This is a genomic window from Pseudomonas sp. W5-01, assembly GCF_046540435.1.
Lineage (GTDB): Bacteria > Pseudomonadota > Gammaproteobacteria > Pseudomonadales > Pseudomonadaceae > Aquipseudomonas > Aquipseudomonas graminis_B.
The window spans coordinates 536,082-556,265 of record NZ_JAXCIP010000002.1; the positions used below are offsets into that span (position 1 = coordinate 536,082).

The 20,184-nt window shown below is 60.0% G+C and carries 19 protein-coding genes and 2 tRNA genes; 11 read left to right on the top strand and 10 right to left on the bottom strand.

Annotated features, from left to right (window positions below):
* Position 1: 1 nt before the first annotated feature.
* Positions 2-352: a hypothetical protein gene (locus tag SLW75_RS07785; protein WP_065988773.1), complete on the bottom strand. Its 351-nt coding sequence runs from the start codon at positions 350-352 to the stop codon at positions 2-4.
* 227 nt (positions 353-579) lie between these two features.
* Here SLW75_RS07785 and SLW75_RS07790 point away from each other — a divergent pair, with 227 nt between their 5' ends.
* Complete coding sequence (locus SLW75_RS07790) at positions 580-1,392, top strand: shikimate 5-dehydrogenase (RefSeq protein ID WP_410934089.1); 813 nt, start codon at positions 580-582, stop codon at positions 1,390-1,392.
* Between the two features lie 5 nt (positions 1,393-1,397).
* On the opposite strand, the gene SLW75_RS07795 is transcribed toward SLW75_RS07790, so the two are convergent.
* A complete protein-coding gene (locus SLW75_RS07795; RefSeq protein WP_410934090.1) occupies positions 1,398-2,075 on the bottom strand; it encodes a YceH family protein in 678 nt (225 codons plus the stop codon).
* A 108-nt stretch (positions 2,076-2,183) separates the two neighbouring features.
* Here SLW75_RS07795 and SLW75_RS07800 point away from each other — a divergent pair, with 108 nt between their 5' ends.
* The gene (locus SLW75_RS07800; protein WP_065988776.1) at positions 2,184-2,693 is read left to right on the top strand and encodes a DUF1993 family protein; all 510 of its coding nucleotides are present in this window, start codon (positions 2,184-2,186) and stop codon (positions 2,691-2,693) included.
* Between the two features lie 189 nt (positions 2,694-2,882).
* Entirely contained in the window at positions 2,883-4,040 is a 1,158-nt protein-coding gene (locus SLW75_RS07805) for an MFS transporter (RefSeq protein WP_410934091.1), read from the top strand.
* Here SLW75_RS07805 and nhaR read toward each other — a convergent pair.
* Entirely contained in the window at positions 4,037-4,933 is an 897-nt protein-coding gene (nhaR, locus tag SLW75_RS07810; protein ID WP_065988778.1) for a transcriptional activator NhaR, read from the bottom strand. The genes SLW75_RS07805 and nhaR overlap by 4 nt on opposite strands.
* Positions 4,934-5,050: 117 nt before the next feature.
* On the opposite strand from nhaR, the gene SLW75_RS07815 reads away from it, so the two are divergent.
* Positions 5,051-5,815, top strand: coding sequence for a TerC family protein (locus tag SLW75_RS07815; RefSeq protein ID WP_065988779.1), 765 nt, complete (start codon positions 5,051-5,053; stop codon positions 5,813-5,815).
* A gap of 129 nt (positions 5,816-5,944) precedes the next feature.
* Here the strand turns inward: SLW75_RS07815 and SLW75_RS07820 are convergent, their stop codons facing one another.
* The gene (locus tag SLW75_RS07820; RefSeq protein WP_410934092.1) at positions 5,945-6,121 is read right to left on the bottom strand and encodes a hypothetical protein; all 177 of its coding nucleotides are present in this window, start codon (positions 6,119-6,121) and stop codon (positions 5,945-5,947) included.
* Positions 6,122-6,347: 226 nt separating this feature from the next.
* Between SLW75_RS07820 and SLW75_RS07825 the strand changes: the two genes are divergently transcribed.
* Positions 6,348-7,049: a peptidase C39 family protein gene (locus SLW75_RS07825; protein ID WP_244160350.1), complete on the top strand. Its 702-nt coding sequence runs from the start codon at positions 6,348-6,350 to the stop codon at positions 7,047-7,049.
* Positions 7,050-7,074: 25 nt separating this feature from the next.
* On the opposite strand, the gene SLW75_RS07830 is transcribed toward SLW75_RS07825, so the two are convergent.
* Entirely contained in the window at positions 7,075-8,358 is a 1,284-nt protein-coding gene (locus SLW75_RS07830; RefSeq protein WP_369319981.1) for an NAD(P)/FAD-dependent oxidoreductase, read from the bottom strand.
* A gap of 247 nt (positions 8,359-8,605) precedes the next feature.
* Between SLW75_RS07830 and SLW75_RS07835 the strand changes: the two genes are divergently transcribed.
* Positions 8,606-8,682 (top strand) — tRNA-Val (locus SLW75_RS07835).
* A 112-nt stretch (positions 8,683-8,794) separates the two neighbouring features.
* Here SLW75_RS07835 and SLW75_RS07840 read toward each other — a convergent pair.
* Positions 8,795-9,016 (bottom strand): hypothetical protein, encoded by a 222-nt coding sequence (locus SLW75_RS07840; RefSeq protein ID WP_244160351.1) that lies wholly within the window; start codon positions 9,014-9,016, stop codon positions 8,795-8,797.
* A 175-nt stretch (positions 9,017-9,191) separates the two neighbouring features.
* On the bottom strand, positions 9,192-9,515 hold the full coding sequence (locus tag SLW75_RS07845) for a hypothetical protein (RefSeq protein WP_065988781.1): 324 nt from the start codon (positions 9,513-9,515) through the stop codon (positions 9,192-9,194).
* A gap of 313 nt (positions 9,516-9,828) precedes the next feature.
* On the opposite strand from SLW75_RS07845, the gene SLW75_RS07850 reads away from it, so the two are divergent.
* The 3 genes from SLW75_RS07850 to SLW75_RS07860 all read left to right on the top strand — a co-directional run bounded on the left by SLW75_RS07850 (position 9,829) and on the right by SLW75_RS07860 (position 11,156).
* Positions 9,829-9,905: transfer RNA gene (locus tag SLW75_RS07850), tRNA-Val, on the top strand.
* Between the two features lie 255 nt (positions 9,906-10,160).
* Entirely contained in the window at positions 10,161-10,718 is a 558-nt protein-coding gene (locus tag SLW75_RS07855; protein ID WP_410934093.1) for a DUF4174 domain-containing protein, read from the top strand.
* A gap of 93 nt (positions 10,719-10,811) precedes the next feature.
* Positions 10,812-11,156: a 2-oxoacid ferredoxin oxidoreductase gene (locus tag SLW75_RS07860; protein WP_410928857.1), complete on the top strand. Its 345-nt coding sequence runs from the start codon at positions 10,812-10,814 to the stop codon at positions 11,154-11,156.
* A gap of 126 nt (positions 11,157-11,282) precedes the next feature.
* Here SLW75_RS07860 and SLW75_RS07865 read toward each other — a convergent pair whose 3' ends face one another.
* The 3 genes from SLW75_RS07865 to SLW75_RS07875 all read right to left on the bottom strand — a co-directional run bounded on the left by SLW75_RS07865 (position 11,283) and on the right by SLW75_RS07875 (position 14,330).
* Positions 11,283-11,915, bottom strand: coding sequence for a DUF5666 domain-containing protein (locus SLW75_RS07865; RefSeq protein WP_410934094.1), 633 nt, complete (start codon positions 11,913-11,915; stop codon positions 11,283-11,285).
* A 226-nt stretch (positions 11,916-12,141) separates the two neighbouring features.
* Complete coding sequence (dacB, locus tag SLW75_RS07870) at positions 12,142-13,608, bottom strand: D-alanyl-D-alanine carboxypeptidase/D-alanyl-D-alanine-endopeptidase (protein ID WP_065988786.1); 1,467 nt, start codon at positions 13,606-13,608, stop codon at positions 12,142-12,144.
* A gap of 377 nt (positions 13,609-13,985) precedes the next feature.
* A complete protein-coding gene (locus tag SLW75_RS07875; protein WP_065988787.1) occupies positions 13,986-14,330 on the bottom strand; it encodes a YggL family protein in 345 nt (114 codons plus the stop codon).
* A gap of 444 nt (positions 14,331-14,774) precedes the next feature.
* Between SLW75_RS07875 and SLW75_RS07880 the strand changes: the two genes are divergently transcribed.
* Both SLW75_RS07880 and SLW75_RS07885 read left to right on the top strand, forming a co-directional pair.
* A complete protein-coding gene (locus tag SLW75_RS07880; RefSeq protein WP_410934095.1) occupies positions 14,775-19,451 on the top strand; it encodes an RHS repeat-associated core domain-containing protein in 4,677 nt (1,558 codons plus the stop codon).
* A 1-nt stretch (position 19,452) separates the two neighbouring features.
* A complete protein-coding gene (locus SLW75_RS07885) occupies positions 19,453-20,085 on the top strand; it encodes a hypothetical protein (protein WP_410934096.1) in 633 nt (210 codons plus the stop codon).
* Positions 20,086-20,184 lie beyond the last annotated feature (99 nt).

The following is a 20,184-nucleotide window of genomic DNA, read 5'->3' on the forward strand; positions in this document are numbered from 1 at the left end:
GTTACCAGCGACCGCCACCGTGGTAGTAGCCCGGTGGTGGGCCGTAATAACGTGGCGGGCCGTAGTAACGCGGGGCGTAGACGACCGGGCGTTCAACGACATAAGCCGGCTGGTAGTAAACCGGCGGCGGTGGCGGTGGCGCGTAATAAACCGGCGCCGGGGCCGAGTAGTACACAGGAGCGGGCGACGCATAGACCGGACCGGACGCCACTGCCGCGCCGACGACACCGCCGACGACCGCGCCGATCACGGCTGCTCCACCCCAGCCCGGGCCGCCGCCATGGGCTTCAGCCTGGCCTGCCAGGGCGAGGGCGCCTAACAACAGGGCAACTTTGGGGATCTGACGAATCATGACTGTTCCTCGGTGTTCAGTCCCGTTGTCGCGAGCCTGCGTTACGCTCAGGCACTGCCACGGGATAACTTCTCAGACAACGGTTCAGGAAATATCTGCGAGGCCGTTGCGTAAATTTTGTGTAAGGTATTCGACAACTTTAATAACAACAGCTGTGCCCATTCCGGCGAAGCGTTGCGATTCTACGCCTTTCCCCAGGCGTCTTCTAATACCACTCGGGAGATTTCATGTTGGTCACTGCCAGTAAGGAAACGCGGTTGTGCATGTCACTGGCCGGACGTCCGGGCAACTTCGGCGTGCGCTTCCATAACCACCTCTATCAAGAGTTGGGCTTGAACTTCTATTACAAGGCTTTCTCGCCGACCGACCTGTCCGCCGCCATCGCCGGCATGCGTTCATTGGGCATTCGCGGGTGCGGCGTGTCGATGCCTTTCAAAGAAGCGTCTCTTGAGCTGGTCGATGAACTGGACGCGTCCGCCGCCGCCATTCAATCCATCAACACCATCGTTAATACCGATGGCCACTTGAAAGCGTACAACACCGATTACATTGCCATCGCTCAACTGGTGGACACCCATGAAGTGCCGCGCACGCGATTTGCGCTGCGTGGCAGTGGCGGCATGGCCAAGGCCGTCGCCTGCGCCCTGCGCGACGCCGGTTTCACCGACGGGCTGATCGTGGCGCGCAACGAGCAGGCGGGCAGGGCGCTCGCGCAGACGTGCGGCTTTGCGTGGCAAGCCGAACTGGGCAGTGAACGCCCGCCTCTGTTGGTGAACGTCACCCCGCTGGGTATGGCCGGTGATCAGGCCGAGGCGCTGGCTTTTGAGGTATCCGCCCTCGAACACGCCGACACAGCGTTTGACGTCGTCGCCACGCCGGCGCGCACGCCGTTCATCATCGAGGCCGAGCGGCTCGACAAACGCCTGATCACCGGGGACCAGGTTGCGGCAATCCAGGCCCTGGAGCAGTTCATTCTTTACACCGGTGTGACGCCAACCGAGGAGCAGTATCAGGCAGCCGCCGCGTTCGCGCGGGGCTAGCGCGCTTACCCCTCCAGCAACGCCAGCCGTTCTTCCAGCGCAGCGATACGGGCTTCGAGGGTTTCGACGCGCTCGGCCAGCGCCGAACTGCCCGGGCTGCCTGAACTGCTGCGCTCGGTCGGGTGTGCCCGGGCGGCGAGGATTGTCTCCCTGTCAGCCGGATCGCCCAGTGCGTGCAGGTAGCGGTCTTCGCGCTGGCCTGCCTGTTTCGGGATCAATACCGCCAGCCCACGGCCTATGAGCCGGTCAAGCTGATGCACCACCGCGTCGGCGTCTTCGAAGTCGTGCATGCGGTTGCTGCGGGTCAGCAGCTCGTTGACGGTTTGCGGGCCACGCAGCAACAGCAGGCCGGTGAGGATGAGTTGCGCCGGCACCAGCTCCAGCGTTTTGTCGACGCGCTGTTCCCAGCGGTCCGCCCGGCTGCCCATGACCAGGCGCGTCAGTTGCAGGCTTTCCAGCGCGCGCAGGCTTTGGCCGACCTGGCCGGGCGTCAGGTTCATCACCGGCTCGCGACTGGTCTTCTGGTTACAGGCCAGCACCAAGGCGTTGAGGGTCAAGGGGTAAGTCTCGGGATGGCTGGCCTGCTTCTCGATCAGACAGCCCAGAATGCGCACTTCGGTGCTGCTCAGCTGCAGCGCATCCGAGGCTTCAACGGTGTTTTCGGAATCCAGCTCGTCAGACATGACCCATTCCCCAAGCGTTGAAAAGGCTATGAGGGTAGGGGCTGGATGAGGTAAAAGACAAGCCGCGTTCGCGTCCTCCTCCGTGCGACTCATTTCCCAGGAACTGCCATGACCCTTTCTCTTTATGCCGCTTCGATTCCTGTCTTCAAGCAAATGCTCACCGCCCTCGGCGCCGTGCTGGCCAAAGGCGAAGCCCACGCCACTGCAAAAAACATTCAGCCGGATGCCCTGCTGCAGGCGCGTCTGTTCCCTGACATGTTCCCGCTGGTGCGTCAGGTGCAAATCGCCGTTGACTTCGCCAAGGGCGCCGGCGCACGACTGGCAGGTCTTGAGCCGCCGAAGTACGAAGACACCGAAACCACCTTTGCCGACCTGCAAGCGCTACTGACCAAAGTGCTGGCGTTTCTCGACACGATCAAGGCCGAACAGGTCGATGGCAACGAAGCGCGCGAAATCGTGCTGCGCCCTGGCACCGAAAAAGAAAAGCGTCTGGACACCCAGACCTACCTGCTGCATTACTCGCTGCCGCAGTTCTTCTTCCACGTCACCACCGCTTATGACCTGCTGCGCCACAACGGCGTGGAAGTCGGCAAGCGCGACTACATGGGCGCTTACTGATCGGCCAGACTGCCTGACGCGATCACGGCCTGATTGCATCGCTGCCCGGCGCTAACCGGGCAGCGACACGTGTTTCGTCCGGCGTCTGCGAGCCAGACCCACGGCTCTGATACCCTCCGCATCCTGATTCACGCCACATCCGATCGACCGCTCCGCAAGGACTGGTCGTTTTGTCGTTCTGGAGATTTCATGTTCTTCCCCATCTACCTGCTGTCGGCCGCCGGCTTTACCGTGCTGACCACAGAGTTCGTCATCGTCGGTCTGCTGCCCGCGATCGCCCGCGACCTGGCCGTCACCATCCCCCAGGCCGGCTTGCTGGTCACGCTGTTCGCCTTTACGGTGGCCTGCTTCGGGCCGTTCCTGACCGCGTATTTCTCGCGCTTCGAGCGCAAGCGCCTGTTCATTTCGGTGCTGATCATGTTTGGCGTCTCAAACGTTGTTGCAGCGCTGGCCCCCAACATCTGGGTGATGGCCGCCGCGCGGCTGATCCCGGCCCTCGGGCTGCCGGTGTTCTGGGCCCTGGCCAGCGAAACCGCCGTGGACATCGTCGGACCAAAGCATGCCGGGCGCGCGATTGCCAAGATCGGCTTCGGCATCGTCTGCGCCACGGTGTTCGGCATCCCCGTCGGCACCTTGATCTCGGACGCCATCGGCTGGCGCAGCGCCTTCACCGTCCTCGCGGTGATGGCGTTCGCCAAGGCGTTGCTGCTGTTCATTTACCTGCCCCGCAGCGTGCACAAGGATCAGGCCTCCTTCCGCAGCCAGTTCCGGATTCTGCGCAGTCCTTTGATGCAAGGCCACGTGCTGCTGTCGGTGCTGGTTTTCAGCGGCATGTTCACCGCGTACACCTACCTCGCGGACATGCTCGAGCGACTCGCCGGGTTCAACGGCACCGTGGTCGGCTGGTGCCTGATGGGCTTCGGCGCGGTGGGCTTGCTGGGTAATTCCCTGGGCGGGCGCCTGGTGGACCGCCATCCGCTGATCGCCAGCCTGACCTTCTGCACCTTCATGATCGGCGGCATGGTCATGGTGGTGCCGAGCATGCATTCGCTGCCTGCGCTGGCCCTGGCGCTGGCCGTGTGGGGCGCGACCCAGGCGGCGCTGTTTCTGGTCAGCCATGTGCGGCTGATGAAAGCCGCCCCACAGGCCCCGGCCTTCGCCGCCTCGTTGAACATCGCGGGGGCCAACCTGGGCATCGGCATTGGCGCGATCATCGGCGGACGGGTGATCGATCACCTGGGCCTCGGCAGCCTGGGCTTCGCGGCGGCCGGCATCATCCTGCTGTCGATTCTGCTGGCCTTGCTGCTGATGACAGTCCGCCCAAACCCGGCGACCTGCGACGCCTAGTCCGGGAACAACTGGCGGCGTGCGCCTTCAGTGATCGCCACAATGCCGGGATGCTTGACCTTGCGCTCCACCGAGATCGCGTAGAACGACTCGGTCACGGCGTCGGTGTGACCGATCAGCTCGACGTCATATTGCTCGATCACCTCATCGGCGATCACGCTCGGCGCAATGAAAATCCCGCTGCCGGACTTGCCGAAGGCCTTCATCAGGGCGCTGTCGTCGAACTCGCCGACGATCTTCGGCTGGATATTCTGCTCGGCGAACCAGCGCATCAGCCGGCTGCGCACCACCGTTTGCTGGCCCGGAACCAGCAGCGGCGCGCCTTGCATGCCGTGGGGGAAGTGCTTGCCGTACAGGGCGGCGAGGGCGCGGGTAGCGAAAAAACTCACGCCGCATTCGCCGAGCTTCTGGCTATAGCCTTTAATGTCCAGATGAGAAGGCATGGGGCTGTCGGAAATGACCAGGTCCAGGCGCTGAATCGCGAGGTCCGCCAGCAAGCGTTCGAGCTGGTCTTCCCGGCAACTGATGCGCACGAGTTCGTTGAGCGCCATGCTCGGCGCGATGAGGCGATAGACGATGGACTTGGGCACGACATCGGCGACGCCGACGCGAAAGAGGATTTGCTGCTCGTCGGGCTGGGCGCTCAGAACGGCTTCGAGTTCCCCACCCAGCTGGAACATCTGTTCGGCATAGGGCAGGGCAACGCGACCGGTTTCGGTCAGCTCCAGTTGACGGCCCACGCGCTTGAACAGCTCGACGCCGTAGGTCTGCTCCAGCAGGCTGATCTGCCCGCTGATGGTCTGGGGCGTGAGGTTCAATTGCTCGCAGGCGCGGACAATACTGCCGGTCTTGGCCACGACCCAGAAATAGTGCAGCTGTCGGTAATTGAGCATGGGCGCTGTCACTTCGGAAAAACCGAAGTATACGCCTGAAAAATACGAATTTTGCTGAAGTGTTTCCGTCCCTAGAATGCTGCCCTATCCCCTGAACTGATCCTGGACACTCGCTATATGGAATATCTTCTGGAACTGGCTGCAAGCCCAACGGCATGGATCGCTCTGGCGACACTGGTCGTCATGGAAATCGTGCTCGGTATCGACAACCTCATTTTTATCTCGATTCTCACCAACAAGCTGCCGGTTCATCAGCGTACCAAGGCGCGCCGGATCGGTATCAGCATGGCGTTGATCCTGCGCCTGGGCCTGCTGACCACCGTGGCCTGGATTGTCCAGCTGACCGCGCCTGTGGTCGAAGTGTTCGGGCAGACCTTCTCCTGGAAGGACATGATCCTGATCGCCGGTGGCCTCTTCCTGGTCTGGAAGGCAACCACCGAGATCCACCACAGCGTCGACATAAAGAGCGAAGCCGAAAAAGCCGCTTCCAGCGCCGTCACGCTGGGCATGGCTGCCGCGATCGGTCAGATCCTGATGCTTGACCTGGTGTTTTCCATCGACAGTATCGTCACCGCCGTTGGCATGACCGAGCACTTGCCGATCATGGTGATCGCCGTGATCGCCGCCGTGGTTGTGATGCTGGTGGCGTCGGAGCCCCTCGCCAAGTTCATCAACGACAACCCGACCGTGGTCATGCTGGCGCTGGGCTTCCTGATCATGATCGGCATGACGCTGATCGCCGAAGGCTTTGGCGCCCACGTTCCGAAAGGCTACGTGTACACCGCGATGGCGTTCTCGGCCCTGATTGAAGTGCTGAACATGCTGGTTCGTCGATCCCGCCAGCGCCGCCTGGACGCCGAAGCCCAAGCTCAGAAGGTCTGACGCCTGGACGGCTTTGCCTGGCTATCGAGGGCGGGGCCGTAATAAGCAGGGCAATAAAAAACGGTCGGGAATGGGATGCCATTACCGACCGTTTTCGTTTGTCCTTTCCGCATTCACGTCGTCACATCCTCAGTGCGCCGTGACAGGACGGATTTTGCGTTGTGCACGCTCTACGGATTTCGCGGCTTCGGTTTCCCGATAGTGCGGATGATGGCGACGCGAGATGCGCATCACCCCCCACAACATGGCAGCCGCAACGGCCAGCCAGGCAGCGATCAACATCACAATGGTCATTCCGAGGCCCATGGCTTCCTCCGGCTCTTCTCTTCGTCTCTTAGTTACCGACAGTCTAGTCTCGCTGTTGTTGCCAAAAATTGACCGGTGGTAGGAATTGCATGACCGATTCGTTCTATCCACTCGCGTTGACAGCGCTTCGGGCTATACCACAATCGGTGGCGGCTCTATCATCCGCGTTCCGGCCGGATCTCGGGATCCGTTGCCATCAGTCAAGTGAGTGAAGAACGTGCGGGCATTGACGCGATTGGATAGCGTTGCAAGTCGACGCAAATGGCTGGCGCTTGCCGCCGTGCTGGTCTTGGCAGGCTGCTCGAACGCCCACAACTGGAAGCCCGGCTACCCGCCGATGTACAAGGCACTGCCCGACCGAGTGGAAATCAACGCGGTGCCGTCGTTCCGGGGCAAGGATTACCAGAGCGGACCGTTCGCGCTGGCCAGCATGCTAACCGTGCATGGCGTCCAGACCACGCCGGGCCTGCTGGAAAAGCCGCTGAAACTGCCGGGCGCCGAAGACAAGCTCGACCGCAGCATGCTGAATCTGGCCCGCGAATACGGCTTTGTGGTGTATCCCGTCGACCATGGTCTCCCGGACCTGCTGGCCCAGGTGTCGGCGGGGTATCCAGTCATGGTGCGGTTTTCGGACGGCTCCCTGTTGTGGAAAGAGCAGCGCTACGGGGTGCTGGTCGGGTTCGATCAGAACAAGCGCACGGTGCTGATCTATACCGGGCCAGGGCGGGTGACGACGAGCTTCGATTCGTTTACCTCGGACTGGAACGACGCCGGCAACTGGGCCGTGCTGATCCAGAGCCCGCGTCAGGTGCCAGTGCCGGTCGACCGTGAACGCTGGCTGAAAGCCGCCAATGATCTGGCCCAGGCCGGGCAAGAACAGGCGGCGGGTGAGGCGGTCAAGGCACTGAACAATCCGGCCGCCCGTTAACGGTTGGCCGTTCATCACCTCTGATTCAGAACCCCAGCTTGTCCCGAAGGCTGTAATACCAGGCACCCAATGCCGTCAGCGGCGTGCGCAAGAGTTGCCCGCCCGGGAACGGGTAGTGGGGCAGGCCGGCGAAGGCGTCGAATCGTTCCGCCTGTCCGCGCAGGGCTTCGGCCAGCACTTTGCCGGCCAGATGGGTGTAGGTCACGCCGTGGCCGCTGCATCCCTGGGAGTAATAGATGTTGTCCCCCAGCCGGCCCACCTGCGGCAACCGCGATAAGGTCAGCAGGAAGTTTCCGGTCCAGGCGTAATCGATCTTCACGTCCTTCAGTTGCGGAAAGGCTTTGAGCATCTTCGGCCGGATGATGGCTTCGATGTTCGCCGGATCGCGCGCGCCGTACACCACGCCGCCGCCGAAGATCAGACGCTTGTCGCCAGACAGCCGGTAGTAATCGAGCAGGTAGTTGCAGTCCTCGACGCAGTAATCCTGAGGCAGCAAAGTGCTTGCCAGTTGCTCGCTCAGCGGCTCGGTGGTGATGACCTGTGTGCCGCAGGGCATCGACTTGGCCGCCAGTTCCGGGACCAGATTGCCCAGATAGGCATTGCCCGCGACGATGACGAACTTCGCCCGAACCTTGCCCTCGGCGGTGTGCACCACCGGGCTGGCGCCGCGATCGATGCGCGTTGCCGCCGACTGTTCGTAAATGACCCCGCCCAGTGACTCGACCGCCGCCGCTTCGCCCAGCGCCAGGTTCAGCGGGTGGATGTGACCGCCGCTCATGTCGAGCATGCCGCCGATGTACTGGTCGCACGCCACCACTTCACGGATGCGGCGCTGGTCCATCAGCTCCAGCTGCGTATGGCCGTAGCGTTCCCAGAGGCGTTTTTGTGATTCCAGATGGCCCATCTGCTTGGGCGTGATCGCCGCGAAGACACCGCCGTCTTTGAGGTCGCACTGGATCTGGTATTTGGCGATGCGGTCGCGGATGATCTGCGCGCCCTCGAAGGCCATATGGCCGAGCAGTTGCGCTTCCTTCGGTCCGACAGACTTTTCGATGGTGTCGATATCGCGGCTGTAACTGTTGACGATTTGCCCGCCATTACGCCCCGAGGCGCCGAAGCCGACCTTGGCGGCTTCCAGCACAGTGACGTTGAAGCCGTGTTCCAGGAGAAATAGCGCGCTCGAAAGGCCGGTGTAGCCTGCGCCGATGATGACCACGTCGGTTTCGACGTCCCCTTGCAGCCGTGGCCGCACCGGAACGGGGTTGGCGGAAGCAGCGTAGTAGGAATGTGGGTATGGCGTGTTCGTCATCCTGTAACCCCTGTTTTATATTTTTTACGAATGGGCGGATCGTACCTGAGATGAAATTGGGCGGCCAGCCACCGCCGCAGCTTTGCGGTGTCGACGAGACGCTGGCAAGGCAGCGGCCATCGAGGCACAGGCGCATCTACTCAGACCGATTCGAGAGTGCCGGCGCAAATAGCTTGGACATTCATGGGCTTAGGGCTGAATCGAAGTTGACAGCGATGCGGATCTCGGTAGAATGCCGCCCCACAGCAGGCACGTAGCTCAGTTGGTTAGAGCACCACCTTGACATGGTGGGGGTCGTTGGTTCGAGTCCAATCGCGCCTACCAAACAAATCCGCTCTGCTGGGCGGTGACAAAAAAGGGTGGCCCGAGAGGGTCACCCTTTTTTTGTGCTCGAATCCGAATGACGTCAGGCGTGCGGTCCTTTATGGCTGACCGGTCACTCGCCCTTGGCGCGGGTAATGCGGCCCGCCCTGATCTCGTCCACATAGGCGCGCAGCCGGTCAGCATCCTTGTACTGCTGATTCATCAAGTGCAGCACGGCGACTACGTCCACATCGTTGACACGTTCGGCCAACCGGCTGATTTCGCCAGCGGTGCTTTCCAGATTGGCCGCGATGCCGCTCAGGTCACGCTTGAGTTCCAGCGCTGATTTTTTCATGCCCACGGTGCCGCTCTCCACTGTTGATTACCGCCGGGCCCGCGCCTCTGATTCAGGCGCGGCGGCGACGCACTATATCAAAGCACGATGGCCTTCCACGACCACCAGGCACGAAAAGGGCGCTGTTCAAGCGCCCTTGGATGCCTCGTGTCACGGCTCATGCGTGGGTGATGCTTCAGCCGCCCGCGCCGCCCGCGCTCGACGAACCCGAGCCCTTGCTGCCGCCGCCCGTCGTGGTATCGCCACCGGGCAAATCCGCATCGTCTTTGTTGCCGGTGCCATTGCTCATTGACGTGCCGCCACCAATGCTGATGCCCTTCTTGTTTTGCGCGTCCACATCAGCACCTTGGCGAGCCGGGTCGCTGCCTTGTACGCGCGGATCGATGCCCGTCTGCGAAGGCGGCGGACCCATGTCCGGCGATGTCGCGCCAGCCAGCGCAGCAAGGGAGGTGCAGGACAGCGCGCAGCCCAGCGTGAATGCAGCAAGTGATCTGTTCATCAGGTGATCTCCGTGTCTTGGTTCCTTGTCCCCATTCGGCATCTGAACCTTGTCCGAAGTGCCATCACGGCGACAAGCGGCATGTTGGTGGGGGCGTCATTGGCGGGATACCGCTCATTCGATCTAGCCGGGTGGCGAAGATCAGCCTGTGTGTCAGGGGATTGACCGCCGGGTCTGGCTGATCGACAGGGGCCGTGTCAGGTCAAGCCGTCCGTGTCGATGTGCCGGGGAAATAATTTGCATATTCATAGGCTTACTGGGCGAAAAAGACGTTGACAGCTATTTGAATATCCGTAGAATGCCGACCCACAGCAGGCACGTAGCTCAGTTGGTTAGAGCACCACCTTGACATGGTGGGGGTCGTTGGTTCGAGTCCAATCGCGCCTACCAAACAAATCCGCTCTGCTGGGCGGTAACAAAAAAAGGGCGAATCGAAAGATTCGCCCTTTTTTATTGCCTGAAACTTTTAAGTCATGCCAGCCTTGCCTGAATCAGCCATAGCCCCTATGGCCGGACGCTTCAGCCCGATTTGACGCTTACGTACCATGCCGAGCCGCGAAAAAATCCGTTTTTTTTCCCGCTACCGTCTGGACCTTTTCCCATGATGCGCGATCATCAGTGCATGGAAATCCAGAGGAGGTGTGTATGTTTAGCCGGTCGTTGACCCTTGCCGTTTTGTTCGCCCTGTCGAGCCCCTTGCTGGCTGCCGACGGTGATGGCCCACTGTCTCAGGAGCGCGGCAAGAACCGTCCATTGATCGTCATCGCATCGAGTTCGGTTGATCCGACGCTGGTGAGTCTGAAGAAAAGTCTGGACGAGAGCGCCAACAAGGAGGGTTTCGCCAAGCGTGACATGGTCCTTTACACCATCATTAACATGGTCGGTCAGCGTGGCGGCAAGGACCTCGATGCCCAGACCACCATGGCGCTGGTTCGCGAGCTTAAGCTTGGCGCGCAGACAGACAAGCAGGCTCAGGTGATCCTGGTGGGTAAGGACGGTGAGAAGAAAATGATCCACAACGGCCCCATCGATCCCAAGGAGATTTTCAGCACCATCGACCAGATGCCGATGGCTGAGAAAGAGGCGGCCGCCGCTGCGGCTCCTGCACCCGTCGCCGAGCCGAAGGCCGCAACGCCGTCGGGCAAGCCGGCCAAGCCTGGCAAGGTCGCGCCCGCTGCGCCGCCTGCCGGGCTGGATGATTAACCGCTCAGACGCGATACCCATGGGGCTCGCTTGGCGTTGCTGGTAACATCGCTCCTTTTTCACCGAAAGGGACGTTTGATGAGTGGGACTGGCATGAAACATTGGGCGGGCGCTGTGGCACTGATCATGCTGTCTGGCTGCATGAGCTTGAATCAGACGCGCTCGGCAGGGCCGGCGCAGGTTTACACCAGTCAGAAGCCTGCGGTTGCCGTTGCCGAGTGCATCAAGGTCACTTGGGCCAACGTCCAGCTGTTCGGCGATGTAGCGGACGTGTTCATGGCCAAAGGGGATCCTGGCGCGTTCACGGTCTACACCACCGAAGGCGAGTATTTCGCTGATGTGGCGGGCAAGGCGGGCATGACCAACGTCAAGTTCTACGCCAAGCCGGGCGCCAAAGTGGTTGAGCAGCGTGGCGCGGTGCTCGCAACCTGCCTCTGAATCGAGCCTGCATTCACTGACCTGCGCGTGCTGACCGGTTCTATCATGTCCCGGCGTCGCGCAGGCTTTGAGCAACACAGACGATTCACCCTGGCCGCTTTACCTCGGCTTTTGACATCGCCTGCTTCACATCGGCGGAGTCACGCCATTTTCCCCGGCAGAAATCGACAGCGCGGTCAGCGTGTTGCCCGCGCCTTTCTGCGCTTGCAGCACCACCTTCACGCCGGGCTTGAGCAAGCTGCGATCGCCGGGCACCAGGTTGACGATCGGCACGTCGTCAGGGATGACGATCTTCTTTTGCCCGCCCTTGTAATTCACCGTGATGGTGCGTCCGTTGCTGGCGACCAGATCACCAACCGATCCGTTGGTCATGGTGCTGTCCGGCGTCAGGTCAAAAGCCCGATGGCCATCTCCCGTGCCTGCCATGGCCGGCGGAAACACATGCACCTCGAGCGCCTTTAGCGAACCGTCCGGCAACGGCACCGCCGCGGAGCCGATGTAGCTGCCCGGTTTGATTTCCGACACTTGCGCCAGGGTCACGCCACGAATCTGTGTATCAGGGGTCAACGCAACCTGCAGGTCCTCTCCGCGATTGCTGTGGATTTTCAGCGAATCGCCTTCGACCGCAGTGATGGCGCCGCGCACGCGGGTGGGTTTGCCGTCTTCGGCGTGGGCGGGCAGCGCTGCCGACAGCAGTGCGCCGAGCAATCCGGACAGGAGAAGGGCGTGGCGGAGGGGCTGGGTTCTGGACGTCTTCATTGGCAGCGCGAATCCTGTGATGGGCTGAGCACTGAGCATAGCGGTAGTGCCCGTCCAGGTGCATGACATTGGCGTCAGCAAGCGGAGCCTGGCAGCGGCGCATCCGGCGGGCCTGCGCAAGCAGATGCTCGGTTTGCCGGAGTTGGGGCAGGGCGGGCGGGCAGGAAGGTTGCGGCCGGGCTGTGCGTCGGTCGTCGAACGACTTCGCACAGCCCGGCGCGGGAGATTACTGCTGAAGGGAAATCGACGTGCTCGCGAGTTTCGGCTGGTTGTACAGGCTGACCAGCACTTCATCCAGTACGGAAGACGCACCCCACGGACGGGGGTCGTTCAGGATTGCCACGACGACCCAGGTGTTGCCGTTGCTGTCGCGGCTGAACCCGGAGATCGCCCGAACGGTGTTCAATGTGCCGGTCTTGATGTGGGCTTCACCGCGCAGGGCCGTGCGTTTCAGGCGTTTGCGCATGGTGCCGTCCATCCCTGCCAGCGGCAGCGAACTCATGAATTCGGCTTGAAACGGGCTGTTCCACGCTGCCTGGAGCATCTGCGCCATCTCCCGCGCGCTGACCCGTTCGGCGCGGGACAGGCCTGAACCGTTCTCCATCACCAGGTGCGTTGCGATGATGCCTTTCTTGGCCAGCCACTGGCGCACCACACGCTGCGCGGCCTTGGCATCGTCACCGTCGGCTTCATTGCGGAACTCAGCGCCCAGACTGAGGAACAGCTGCTGGGCCATGGTGTTGTTACTGAATTTATTGATATCGCGGATGATCTCCGCCAGATCAGGCGAGAACGCCCTGGCCAGCAGCTTGGCGCTGCCGGGCGTCACGTCCAGACGGTCCTTGCCGAGAATGGTCCCGCCCAGTTCCTGCCAGATGGCACGCACGGCGCCCGCGGTATAGGTCGGGTGGTCGAGCAGCGACAGATACGTCTGGGAATTGCAGCCGTCGCCCAATTGGCCGGATACGGTTACGGTGATCCCGCCATCGGCTTCCGGCACCGGGTTGTACAGCACGTCGCCGGTGCATTTGCTGGAGGACAGCGCCTTGACCTGATTGTTGATGTGGATGGCGGCGATGGGCGGCTCCACCGAGACCAGAATCTTGCCCCCGTCGTTGCGGGTGACGAAACGCAGGGCCTTGAGGTTGACCATCAAGGAGTCGGGACGCACCAGGAACGGCTTGTTCTTGTCGTTGCCATCGTCGTCGAACACTGGCAGCTGCGGTTGCACGAAATGGCTGCGATCCAGGACCAGATCACCGGTCACTTGCTGCACGCCGTTGGCCCGCAAATCGCGCATCAGCAGCCACAGGCGTTCCATGTTCAGCTTGGGATCTCCGCCGCCCTTGAGGTACAGGTTGCCGCGCAGAACGCCATTGCTGAGGGTGCCGTCGGTGTAGAACTCGGTTTTCCACTGATGGGTCGGGCCGAGCATTTCCAGCGCGGCGTAAGTCGTCACCAGCTTCATGGTCGAGGCCGGATTGACCGACACATCGGCGTTGAAAACAGTCGGGGTGCCGGGTCCGCTGACCGGTAGCATCACCAGCGACAGCGCATCGTTCTGCAGCTTGCTGGCTTTGAGTGCTTCTTGGACCTTGGGAGGCAGGGCGGTGTTGATGGGGGCGGCGGCGATGGAGAATGAGAGGGGCAAGAGCAGGGTGGCGATAAACAGCGGACGCAAAGACTTGATCATTCAATAAACCCTACTGCAGCAAACACGGAGATGAAGAGGGGGTGAATTCCCTCGCACTGTGAACGAACCGCCAGAAAATGCCCGATAGCAGGGCGTGACACTGGCGTTTCGGTAAAGCGGCATTATGCCCCAAGCTTTCGTGACTTGCGCCGGGGTACAGCCGTCAAACCGCGCTATTTTTTGCGCTTGCCCATTTAAAGTCACGTTAAACCGTGAATTTCTCTGCCTGTGTCTGGCTGGGCTTTGCACCTGGCAGTGCGATGAGTGATAGCTGGACACGTTTTCTGGCGAGTGAATGCTTGAATCCCGGACACAAAAAAGCCATCCCGGGGGATGGCTTTTTCCGTATCAGCTCGGCGGGAAGGCCCGCCCGCTAATCAGACAGCCGCGTTGATCGGCTTTTCCGGGTACCAGGCGTCCTGCAGAGGGCTGACTTCAACTTCAGTCAGCTCGCTGCGGCCTTTGAGCCAGGCTTCGACAGCGGCGCGCTGTTCTTCGCTGACCGAACCACGGTTGGCCAGGCAGACCAGGCCAAAGTCGTCGCCGCCGACATAGTCCAGACCGTTAGCGTCCATGGCTTCTGTCAGGAAAGCGTCGAGGAAAGCATCAATGGCCTCGTCATCCAGGTCCTCTTTGAAGCCCAGCTTCAGTTCGAAGCCCAATTCCTGGAACTCGTCGACACAGAGTTTTTTGCGCAGACGACGGGAGCGGTTAGTGGCCATGAAGCGTTCCTCTTAAGTAATTTCGGGGCGCAGTCTATCAGCTTCGTCCTGATGGCGCCTGCTTGATGCTGATCAGGGATTTTCGGACTCCTGACCGTGCCAGGGGTTGGGGAGGGGCTCGCGCCGAGAGCTTTGGGATGACTCTTAGCCATAATGCGCAAAAAGTTGCGCACTCGTTTGTTGGAAGTGGGGTGATTGATGGGTTGGAGGCCACGTCGTTCGTGGTGTGCAGACGAGTGCGCAAGAAGTTGCACAGGGGTGCGCAACTTCTTGCGCACTTGTTCTTTGTTTTCGGGTTGAGCGTTCGCTTAAACCTGCCGTTGTTTCTCTTAAGCTGTTGATTTTGTTTGGCTAATTGATAGCTGGCATAGCCCTTGATATCTCCGTCGCCCCCGGATTGGCATTCACGCTTTTTCGGATGGTTTTTGAGCACGGAGAGCATCCTTGGCGACCCCCTTAAATCTGCCTGTTGGTGGTGAGAAACGCGAACCTGAAGTGGCGGTTGTGCCGCTTGATCAGATCCAGCTTGAGGACGTCGGGGCCGGCGCGGCCAATGTCGATGCCTGGCTGCAGGACATCAGCGGCGGGGTTGTTTCGCTTGGGCGGATCAAGAGCGCTGCCGGTTTTCTACCGGTGGTGGGCAACATCATGGCGCTGGTTGATGCGCTGAATGACATCGTTCGGCTGGCGACGAGTGAGACGCGCGATCCGCTGGATTGGGTGAGTCTGGGCATCAATCTGATTGGCGTCTTGCCGACGCCGCCGACCATGGCGGCAGCGCGAATGAGCCTGCGGCCGACGCTGTTTCTGGTGCGTCAGGAGATGCGTCAGGCGGGCAAGTTGGTGCTTGGGGAATCGCTGATTGAGGTGCTGATTGGGCATCTCAATGCGGACATCGTTGGCACGCTTGATGACTTCGTGACCCAGGCGCAGGGCAAGCTTCCAGGGATTCTCGACGCTGCGGGGAAACTGGGCGAAGGCGTGTTGAACGAGATCGCCAAGGGCCTGGAGAGCGTGATCAACGGCGATCTCGATGCCGAGGGCAATCTGCTTGAGGCGGTGGAGCTGATCAGCGAGGGGCGCCAGCAGTGGGACTACGATCCCAAAGGCGCGATTTCCAATATCTTCATCGCGGTTGCCGACGTTTACATCGCTGCCGGCCAACACATCGTCAACGGCACCGTCGAGCATCTTGTGCCTGAGGTGCTGAAAGACCCGGTACGCAGGCAGGCCAAAGCGCTGCGTGCCATGGGCTCGGAGCTTCGGACCCAGATTAATGGTCTGGCGGATCCTGGGGTCCAGAACTCGATTGGGGCGTTGCTGCAGACTTTGGCGGGTGCAGTGGTCTCCTGGCGGGCGCGCAACGGGCATGGGCAGTCTTTCAACATCAAGCCGGGGATGGTTAATCAGGCCAAGCGCCGGGCCGGCGAAGGCAAGCTCGAAGTTGTTCAGCACGAGAGGCCTGCCAAGGGTCGGCCCAACGAACAGAAGAATTGCGCCTGCGCGTCGACGATCAAGAGCATCAGCTTTGCGATGGGCTCGGAGTCGGTTAGTCATACGGACTTCAGCTTGCCGGGGCCGTTTCCGATTGAGTGGACGCGGACCTATTGCTCCAGTCTGGATGCCTACGATGAGGGCGTTATCGGCGCACGCTGGATCACGCCGTTTACCACGCGGTTTGATTGTGTGGGTGATGGTTTGGTTTTCCATGACTTCGACGGTCGCAGCCATGAATTTCCTCTTCCCAAGGTCAAGCTGTTTCACTTCAACGCCATTGAAAACCTGACCGTCGTTCGCCTCAGCAAGGACCGGTTGGTGCTGATGCGTGGCCTGGAACACAGGGAAACCTATGTTCGACGGGGTGGTCGTTTTGTTCTGATCAACAAGGTTTTGCCCAACGACGCTGGGGTGATGCTGCATTACGAGCATCGGCACGGTGGGGGATTGGTGCTTTCCGAGTTGGTGACTTACTCGGAGAAAGATGTAAACAAAGTCCATCTTCGCCTTGGCACTTTGATTGATGATCAAGGGCGTCTGACGGGCCTTTGGGAAATACGTGATGGCGAAGTCAAACGTCAACTGTGCGCGTATCAATACGACGTTTCTGGCGATCTCACTTTAGCGCAGGACGAAAACGGTTCGGCCTGGCACTACCAGTATCAAAACCACCTGATTACTCGTTATACCGACCGCACCAATCGCGGTTTGAACCTGCAATGGCAGGGAACAGGTTCCGACGCCAAGGCTATTCGCGAATGGGCCGACGACGGCAGTTTTGACACGCGGCTGGCGTGGGACGAAAACATCCGTCTGACCTACGTCACGGATGCTTTGGGCCACGAAACCCGGCACTACTACGACAGCCTTGGCTACACCTATCGCATTTGCCATGCGGACGGGCGTTCGGAATGGTTCTTCCGTGATGCTGCAAAAAACATCATTCGCCACGTCCATACCGATGGCAGTACAGACCGCTATCGCTACGACAAGCTGAGTAATCTGACCGAGCACACCCGCGCTGATCACAGCGTCATGAATTACGCGTACGACGATAAAAGCCACCTGATCAAGATCAGCGATGGCGAGGGCGGTTTGTGGACACGGGAGTACGACTTTCGCGGCAATCTGGTTGAGGCGACTGATCCGCTAGAGAACACCACCGAATACGCCTACAACTCGTTCGGCCTTCCTACAGCGATCAAGGATGCCAACGGGAATACCAAGGCGCTGGCCTACAACGACGCCGGACAACTGGTTAACTACACCGACTGCTCGGGCAAGGTCAGTGTTTGGGAGTACGACGAACGCGGCCAAATGGTTCGCTTCACTGACCCGGCCGGGCACAGGACCACGTACGAATACAAAGCGGGTCAGCTTGTCCTGATCAAGCACCCGGACAAAACCGAAGAACGCTTTAGCCGCGACGCCGAAGGTCGGCTGCTCGCCCACTCCGACGGCCTGGAACGCTGCACCACCTGGCGTTACACCGCTGCAGGATTTATCGCCGAACGCGTCGACGCAGCCGAGCAAACCTTGCGTTACCGCTGGGACAAACTGGGGCGCCTCGTGGCGCTGGAAAACGAAAACGAACGCCGCGCTCACTTTCACTACGACCCGGTGGGTAGGCTGCTGGAAGAGCGCGGCTTTGATGGGCGCTCGACTCGCTATCAGTACGATCCCGAAACCGGGCGTCTTGCCGAGGTCATCAACGGCCAACGCACCATTGCGCTGTCCTTCGACCCGATGGGCCGCCTGACCGAACGCCGCGCCACGCTTGGAGAGAAATCCCAGAGCGAAACCTTTGCCTACGACGGCAATGGCCATCTGATCATGGCTACCAACGCCATCAGCAAGTTGCAATGGTTTCACGATCCGGCCGGCAACCTGCTGCGAGAGCATCAGCATTACTCGAATCTGGATAAACCACTGGTTGCCGTCTGGCAGCACGAGTACGACGAGCTCAATAACCGCGTTGCGACTATCCGTCCTGACGGCCATCGCGTCAGTTGGCTGACCTATGGCAGCGGTCATCTGCTGGGGCTGAAACTGGACGAGCACGAACTCCTCAGTTACGAGCGCGATGATCTGCATCGCGAAGTCGCCCGCCACCAAGGCAACCAACTCCTGCAAACCCAAAGCTGGGACCCGGCGGGACGCCTGCAAGAGCAACTGCTAGGACGTCCCGACGACAAAGCCACACTCATCAAACGCGCGTACACCTACGACGCTGCCGGGCAGCTCACCGACATCAACGACAGCCGTCGCGGTTCTCTTGCTTATAAATACGATCCCGTCAGCCGCCTGCTCGCCGCCACGAGTCGCCTCGGCACGGAGCACTTCGCCTTCGATCCCGCGAGTAACCTGCTCGACGACAGCGCAGCACCCGTCCGCCGTCCACTCGACCCCGAACCTGTCCGCCACAAACTCGTCGACAACCTGCTACGCGACTACGCCGGCAACCACTACGAATACGACGAACGCGGCAACCAGACAGAGCGCTGGACCAATGGATTGCGAAGCGAGCTGCACTGGGACCTCTTCGATCGTCTGGTGCACTTCCGAGATCCGCGCCTCACCGTCGACTTCGGCTACGACCCATTGGGACGTCGCCTCTACAAACTCTCAAAAGCCCACTACCGACCTCGTCCCGAAGCCGGCACCGGCTGGAACGAAAACGAACACGCGCGAAAAGAGCGCGAACTCGGCTGCGGCTTCACCCTGTACGGCTGGGACGGCGACAACCTTGCGTGGGAAAGCAGCCCGCCGCCGTACGCAGGTGCCCTCGGCCGCACCGTCCACTACATCCACGAACCCGGCACTTTCGTGCCAGTGGCCCAGGCCATCCGCCACGAAACCATCCGCCTCGTCAGCCAGCCGACCTACGAAGGCCGCTACAACTTCAAAGAAGACCCGCTCTGGAACTACAAACCTGTCGCACTGCCAATCGACGTCCTGGCCTGGTACCAATGCGACCACTTGGGCACCCCGCAGGAAATCACTGACCAGAACGGCCACACCGCATGGAGCGCGCAATACAAAGCCTGGGGCGAAGCACAGGAAAACCGTTCGGAGTTCGCCCAACAAGTCGGCCTGACCAACCCGATCCGCTTCCAAGGCCAATACCACGACCACGAAACCGGCCTGCACTACAACCGGCATCGATACTATGATCCAAGGGTCGGGCGATTTATCAGCAAGGACCCGATTGGCTACAGTGGTGGGCTAAACCTCTATTACTACGTGCCGAACCCGACGGGTTGGATCGACCCACTCGGTTTGCAAAAAGTTGTCGCAACGAATAGCCGTAGGGCTGCGATGAAAAAGGCTCAGCAACATGCTCAGGTACCGCGGTTAGGTAGAGGTGGGCAGGCGATCCCAATGAAAGATCTCAACCTAAGTAGCCATGGAGTGAATTGCAACTGTATGAAAAGTCGCGGGATCACTACGCTAGGGCGCAGGGGTGAAGGTGGGGTACCAGAAGTGTTCGATCATCCAGATGGGCATCCTGACTTGGTCGGAGATGATCAACCAGCTCACCATGAAATGCCACATGTTCACGCCACAAATACAAAGGGTGCGGTAATAGTGTTCACCTACCCGGCAGGACGTACAGGAATCTGATATGAAATACTACAAGATCTTATGCTTTAAAGCCGAATTTGCTGAGTTTAAGAATCATGCTAACGATTTTATAAGCGAAATGTCCGCGGATGATACTGACGAGTTCGCATTGGTGATGGCTACGAATCTGCAAGGAGGGGTTGGCTTCGGAGCCACGGCCCAAGGTAAATCAGCTATAAAAGCGCTTGTATCCAAATGCTATTCAGTCGATATAAATCATTTGAGTATAAAAATACCATTGGCGGAAGACGTCGAAGGAATGCCTCGGCTCCTGTTCCGAGATAAGGGCGGCAAATTTGAAAGGCTGGTTCAAGAACATCTGCAGTATGACAAAGATCTGAGGAAATACAACGTGATCTCGAGGCATAGGCCCACAACAATGCCTAAAAGTTCGATGCTTGCTAGTATTATTGAGGAGCAATATTTATCAATAATCGGAAAAGAGCTGTATGAAGCTCTACATGAAAGTTGCCACTATATACTACGAGCGTTGGTGTCTGGAGAGCATGGTCGCGATGCATTCTTTGCATTCTCAAAGGACTTGGACTTCTTTTTTAGAGAGTTTGAGGGAATAGTCGGCGACGATGCCGAGATTCGTTTCGTGAACAATGTACGCGAGCTGATCTATTACTGATGTATAAGATTAAAGAGGTTAAAGGGGACGGATCCCTTTAACTCAGGTTTTCAAGAGGGACTATCGACTGGCTGAACGGTCATGGATGGAGTATTCCGA

Bases quoted from the DNA above. Each gene is read 5' to 3' on its own strand.
- SLW75_RS07860 (WP_410928857.1), top strand. From the start codon at position 10,812: ATGAAACATTGGGCGGGCGCTGTGGCACTGATCATGCTGTCTGGCTGC.
- SLW75_RS07875 (WP_065988787.1), bottom strand. From the start codon at position 14,330: ATGGCCACTAACCGCTCCCGTCGTCTGCGCAAAAAACTCTGTGTCGAC.
- SLW75_RS07830 (WP_369319981.1), bottom strand. From the start codon at position 8,358: ATGACGAACACGCCATACCCACATTCCTACTACGCTGCTTCCGCCAAC.
- SLW75_RS07865 (WP_410934094.1), bottom strand. From the start codon at position 11,915: ATGAAGACGTCCAGAACCCAGCCCCTCCGCCACGCCCTTCTCCTGTCC.
- SLW75_RS07790 (WP_410934089.1), top strand. From the start codon at position 580: ATGTTGGTCACTGCCAGTAAGGAAACGCGGTTGTGCATGTCACTGGCC.
- SLW75_RS07795 (WP_410934090.1), bottom strand. From the start codon at position 2,075: ATGTCTGACGAGCTGGATTCCGAAAACACCGTTGAAGCCTCGGATGCG.
- SLW75_RS07840 (WP_244160351.1), bottom strand. From the start codon at position 9,016: ATGAAAAAATCAGCGCTGGAACTCAAGCGTGACCTGAGCGGCATCGCG.
- SLW75_RS07820 (WP_410934092.1), bottom strand. From the start codon at position 6,121: ATGGGCCTCGGAATGACCATTGTGATGTTGATCGCTGCCTGGCTGGCC.
- SLW75_RS07885 (WP_410934096.1), top strand. From the start codon at position 19,453: ATGAAATACTACAAGATCTTATGCTTTAAAGCCGAATTTGCTGAGTTT.
- nhaR (WP_065988778.1), bottom strand. From the start codon at position 4,933: ATGCTCAATTACCGACAGCTGCACTATTTCTGGGTCGTGGCCAAGACC.
- dacB (WP_065988786.1), bottom strand. From the start codon at position 13,608: ATGATCAAGTCTTTGCGTCCGCTGTTTATCGCCACCCTGCTCTTGCCC.
- SLW75_RS07855 (WP_410934093.1), top strand. From the start codon at position 10,161: ATGTTTAGCCGGTCGTTGACCCTTGCCGTTTTGTTCGCCCTGTCGAGC.
- SLW75_RS07805 (WP_410934091.1), top strand. From the start codon at position 2,883: ATGTTCTTCCCCATCTACCTGCTGTCGGCCGCCGGCTTTACCGTGCTG.
- SLW75_RS07785 (WP_065988773.1), bottom strand. From the start codon at position 352: ATGATTCGTCAGATCCCCAAAGTTGCCCTGTTGTTAGGCGCCCTCGCC.
- SLW75_RS07800 (WP_065988776.1), top strand. From the start codon at position 2,184: ATGACCCTTTCTCTTTATGCCGCTTCGATTCCTGTCTTCAAGCAAATG.
- SLW75_RS07845 (WP_065988781.1), bottom strand. From the start codon at position 9,515: ATGAACAGATCACTTGCTGCATTCACGCTGGGCTGCGCGCTGTCCTGC.
- SLW75_RS07815 (WP_065988779.1), top strand. From the start codon at position 5,051: ATGGAATATCTTCTGGAACTGGCTGCAAGCCCAACGGCATGGATCGCT.